Annotated in this window: 3 protein-coding genes; all 3 read right to left on the reverse strand. The window is 62.0% G+C overall.

Features of this window, described 5'->3' with window-relative positions; genetic code table 11:
• Nucleotides 1-2,856, reverse strand: coding sequence for an aminomethyl-transferring glycine dehydrogenase (gcvP, locus tag ACR0MQ_RS22850; protein ID WP_480611247.1), 2,856 nt, complete (start codon nt 2,854-2,856; stop codon nt 1-3).
• A 143-nt stretch (nt 2,857-2,999) separates the two neighbouring features.
• Entirely contained in the window at nt 3,000-3,365 is a 366-nt protein-coding gene (gcvH, locus tag ACR0MQ_RS22855) for a glycine cleavage system protein GcvH (RefSeq protein WP_170471861.1), read from the reverse strand.
• A 17-nt stretch (nt 3,366-3,382) separates the two neighbouring features.
• A partial coding sequence (gcvT, locus tag ACR0MQ_RS22860; protein WP_170776314.1) for a glycine cleavage system aminomethyltransferase GcvT occupies nt 3,383-4,463 on the reverse strand: 1,081 nt, incomplete at its 5' end.

Raw genomic sequence — 4,463 nt, forward strand, 5'->3', positions numbered from 1 at the left:
TTACTCTGCGGCTTCTTCGTATTCTGACATTGGAGGGCATGTGCAGATGAGGTTTCTGTCACCGTATGCGTTGTCGACGCGGTTGACGGGGGACCAGTATTTGTCGACGCCCATGGAGCCCGGAGGGAAGCAGGCCTGTTCGCGTGTGTAGGGGCGGTCCCAGCTGCCGACCAGATCGCGCACCGTGTGGGGGGCGTTTTTCAACGGGTTGTTGTCCGCGTCGATCTTGCCGTCGATGATATCCTGCGCCTCGGCCCGAATGGACAGCATGGCCTCGCAGAAGCGGTCGAGCTCGTCCATGGGCTCCGATTCCGTGGGCTCCACCATCAGGGTTCCGGCCACCGGCCAGGACATGGTTGGGGCGTGGAAGCCTGAATCGACCAGGCGCTTGGCAATGTCATCGACGCTGACATGCGCGGCCTCGTCCAGCGGACGGGTGTCGAGGATGCATTCATGCGCCACCCGGCCCGTGTCCGACGTGTAGAGGATCGGGTAGGCATCCTTGAGCCGCGCCGCGATGTAGTTGGCGTTCAGGATTGCCACTTTCGTGGCCTGGGTCAGACCTGCGCCGCCCATCAGCAACACATAGGCCCATGAGACCGGCAGGATCGAGGGCGAGCCAAAGGGTGCGGCTGAGACCGGGCCCACGGCGGTGCCGTATTCCGGGTGGCCGGGCAGGTGCTCGGTCAGGTGCGCCTTGACGCCGATCGGGCCCATGCCGGGACCGCCGCCGCCATGCGGGATGCAGAAGGTCTTGTGCAGGTTCAGGTGGCTGACGTCACCGCCCACATCGCCCGGACGGGCCAGACCGACCATGGCGTTCATGTTGGCGCCGTCGATATAGACCTGACCGCCGTGATCATGGGTGATCTGGCAGACCTCCTGCACGGTGGTCTCGAACACGCCATGGGTCGAGGGGTAGGTGATCATGCAGGCGGCCAGATGATCCGAGTGCTTTTCCGCCTTGGCGCGGAAGTCGTTCAGGTCAATGTTGCCCTTGTCATCCGCCTGCACCGGCACAACCTGCCAGCCGACCATCTGGGCCGAGGCCGGGTTGGTGCCATGCGCCGAGGTTGGGATCAGGCAGACATTGCGCTGCCCTTCGCCCCGGGCGAAGTGATAATTGCGGATGGTCAGAAGGCCCGCGTACTCACCCTGCGCGCCCGAGTTGGGCTGCTGCGAGATCGCGTCATAGCCGGTGATCTGGCACAGCTTGTCGTTCAGATCGTCGATCATCTCGTGATAGCCCTGCGCCTGATCTTGCGGCACAAACGGGTGCAGGTTGCCGAACTCGGGCCAGGTGACCGGGATCATCTCGATCGTGGCGTTCAGCTTCATGGTGCACGAGCCCAGCGGGATCATCGCCCGGTCCAGCGCCAGGTCGCGGTCGGCCAGACGGCGCATATAGCGGGTGATCTCGGCCTCGGCCCGGTTCTTGTGGAAGATCGGATGGGTCAGGTATTCGCTTTCGCGCAGCGCGTAATCCGGCAGGCGGTACTGCTTGTTCGAGCTGTCATCCTTGCGATCGATGCCAAAGGCCCCCCAGACCGCCTCGATGGTCTCGGGGCGGGTCTGTTCGTCCAGGCTGATGCCCACTTTCGTGTCGCCCACTTTACGCAGGTTCACACCGCGGGCCACGGCGGCCTCCATCACGACGTTCTGCAGATGGCCAACCTCAACCGTGATCGTGTCGAAGAATACCTCGGGTTCGACGGCAAAGCCCGCCTCTTCCAGACCGGCAGCCATGCGCGAGGTCTTGCGGTGCACCGATTGCGCGATGGCCTTGATGCCGTCGGGGCCGTGATACACCGCATACATCGAGGCAATCACCGCCAGCAGCGCCTGCGCAGTGCAAACGTTCGAGTTGGCTTTCTCGCGGCGGATATGCTGCTCGCGGGTCTGCAGCGCCAGGCGATAGGCCTTGTTGCCGCGGCTGTCGATGCTGACGCCGATGATCCGGCCCGGCATCGAACGCTTCAGCTTGTCGGTGGTCGCCATATAGGCGGCGTGCGGGCCACCATAGCCCATCGGAACGCCAAAGCGCTGGGTCGAGCCGATGGCAATGTCGGCGCCCATCTCACCCGGTGACTTGAGCAGCGCCAGCGACAGGATATCGGCGGCGACAATTGCGATGGCCTTGTGTTCATGCAGAGCCGCGATTTCTTTGGTGAAGTCACGCACATGGCCGTGGGTGCCGGGATACTGGAAGATCGCACCGAAGACGGCGCCTGCGTCCAGCGTGTCCGGATCAGCCACCTGCACGTCGATGCCCAGAGGCTCGGCGCGGGTTTTAATGACCGCGATGGTCTGCGGGTGGCAGTTCTTGTCGACAAAGAAGGCTGCATTGTTGGCCTTGGACCGACCGCCACGCTTGGCCATGGCCATCGCTTCGGCCGCAGCGGTGGCTTCGTCCAGCAGGGATGCGTTGGCCACATCCAGACCGGTCAGATCGCTGACCATGGTCTGGAAGTTCAACAGCGCCTCAAGACGACCCTGGCTGATCTCGGGCTGATAGGGTGTATAGGCCGTGTACCAGGCCGGGTTTTCCAGGATGTTGCGCAGGATCGGCGCCGGCGTGGTGGTGCCATAATATCCCTGACCAATCAGCGAGGTCAGAACCTTGTTCTTGCTCGCCACCTCTTTCATGTGGAACAGAGCGTCGCGTTCCGTCATCGCCGGGCCCCAGTCCAGCGGCTCTTTCTGCCGGATCGCAGGCGGGACGGTGGCATCGATCAGCTGGTCCAGTGTCTTGAAGCCGATCACCTTGAGCATGTCGCGCATCTCGGTCGGGCTGGGCCCGATATGGCGGCGGTTGGCGAAGTCATAGGCTTCGTAATCGGTCAGTTTGAAGGCCATCGTTGCGCTCCTCAAGGATAGATCAGGTTCGGCGGCGGCTGCGGGAGCCTCCGGCGTGGGGTGAGGGCCGTCTTGGAAACTGTCCAGAGGACAGTTTCAGGCCCGAACGGGCGGAGCCCCGGAAACAGGGCCCCAATTGAGAGTTAACCGATGAAGGCCTTGTAGCCGGCCTCATCCATCAAATCTTCGAGCTGTGAGGCATCCGCAATCTTGATCTTGTAGATCCAGGCTTCGCCTTCGGGGTCGTCATTCAGAGAACCGGGATTGTCAGCCAGCGCCTCGTTCACCTCTGTGATCTCGCCATCGACCGGCGCATAAAGCTCGGACGCGGCCTTGACGGATTCAATCACGCCGATCTCGCCGCCTTTTTCGAACTCGTCCCCTGCTTCCTGCTGTTCCACGAACACCACGTCGCCCAACTGCTCGGCGGCGTGTTTGGTGATGCCCAGCGTGGCGGTGTCGCCCTCAACAGCCAGCCATTCATGTTCTTCGGAATAATAGGTTGCCATGTCTCTCTCTCCTGACTTCAACGCTTGTAATTCTGTTTGACGAAGGGCAGCGCCACGATCTGCGCCGGTTGCGGCTTGCCCCGGATGATCAGGTTCACCGTCTCGCCCGGCTCGCCATGGCCTTTGCTCACATAGCCCATCGCCACTGGTCCGCCGACCGTGGGGCCGAACACGCCCGAGGTGATCTGGCCGATCGTGTTGCCCTCGCTGCACTGGATCTCAACGCCCTGACGCGCCGGTGCGCGGCCTTCGGGCTTGATGCCCACCAGCTTTTTGGCGGGACCTTCGGCCAGTTCCTTCTGCACACGGTCCGCGCCCGGGAAACCGCCCTCTTCCTTGCGGCGCTTCTGGATCGCCCAGGCCAAAGACGCCTCAACCGGCGAAGTGCTCTGGTCGATGTCATTGCCATAAAGGCACAGACCCGCCTCAAGCCGCAGACTGTCGCGCGCGCCCAGACCGGCCGCCTCGCAATCTTCATGCGCCAGGAAGGCCTTGGTGATCTCAATCGCCTTGTCCTCGGGGATCGAGATTTCATACCCGTCCTCGCCGGTATAGCCCAGCCGCGAGATACGGCATTCAACACCGTTGATATCGGCCACCGTGGTTTCCATGAACTTCAGATACCGCGCCACAGGGCACAGTTCGCCCACAACGCTCTCCGCCGCAGGGCCCTGTACGGCCACCAGTGCCCGGTCGAAGATCTCGATCACTTCAACACCGTCGAGATGTTCGCGCATATGCGGAATGTCCTGATGCCGCAGCGCCGCGTTCACCACCACAAAGTAATGATCGCCCGCATTCGAAACGATCAAATCGTCCATTATCCCGCCATCCGAATTCGTAAAGAACCCGTACCGCGCCTTGCCTTCCTTCAACGTCGCATAGGCCTGCGGGCACAAAGCTTCCAGCTTCTCACCCACATTCTCGCCCTTCAGGATCACCTGACCCATATGGCTCACATCAAACACCGCCGCCTTCTCACGACACTGCTTATGCTCCCCCATAATCCCCAATGGATACTGAACAGGCATCTCCCACCCAGCAAAATCAACCAACTTACCACCCAACTCAACATGCAAAGCGTGAAGAGGCGTGCGT

The organism is Ruegeria sp. AN6 (assembly GCF_056540425.1).

Coding starts and splice junctions, on each gene's coding strand:
- gcvP (WP_480611247.1), bottom strand. CDS start 2,856: ATGGCCTTCAAACTGACCGATTACGAAGCCTATGACTTCGCCAACCGC.
- gcvH (WP_170471861.1), bottom strand. CDS start 3,365: ATGGCAACCTATTATTCCGAAGAACATGAATGGCTGGCTGTTGAGGGC.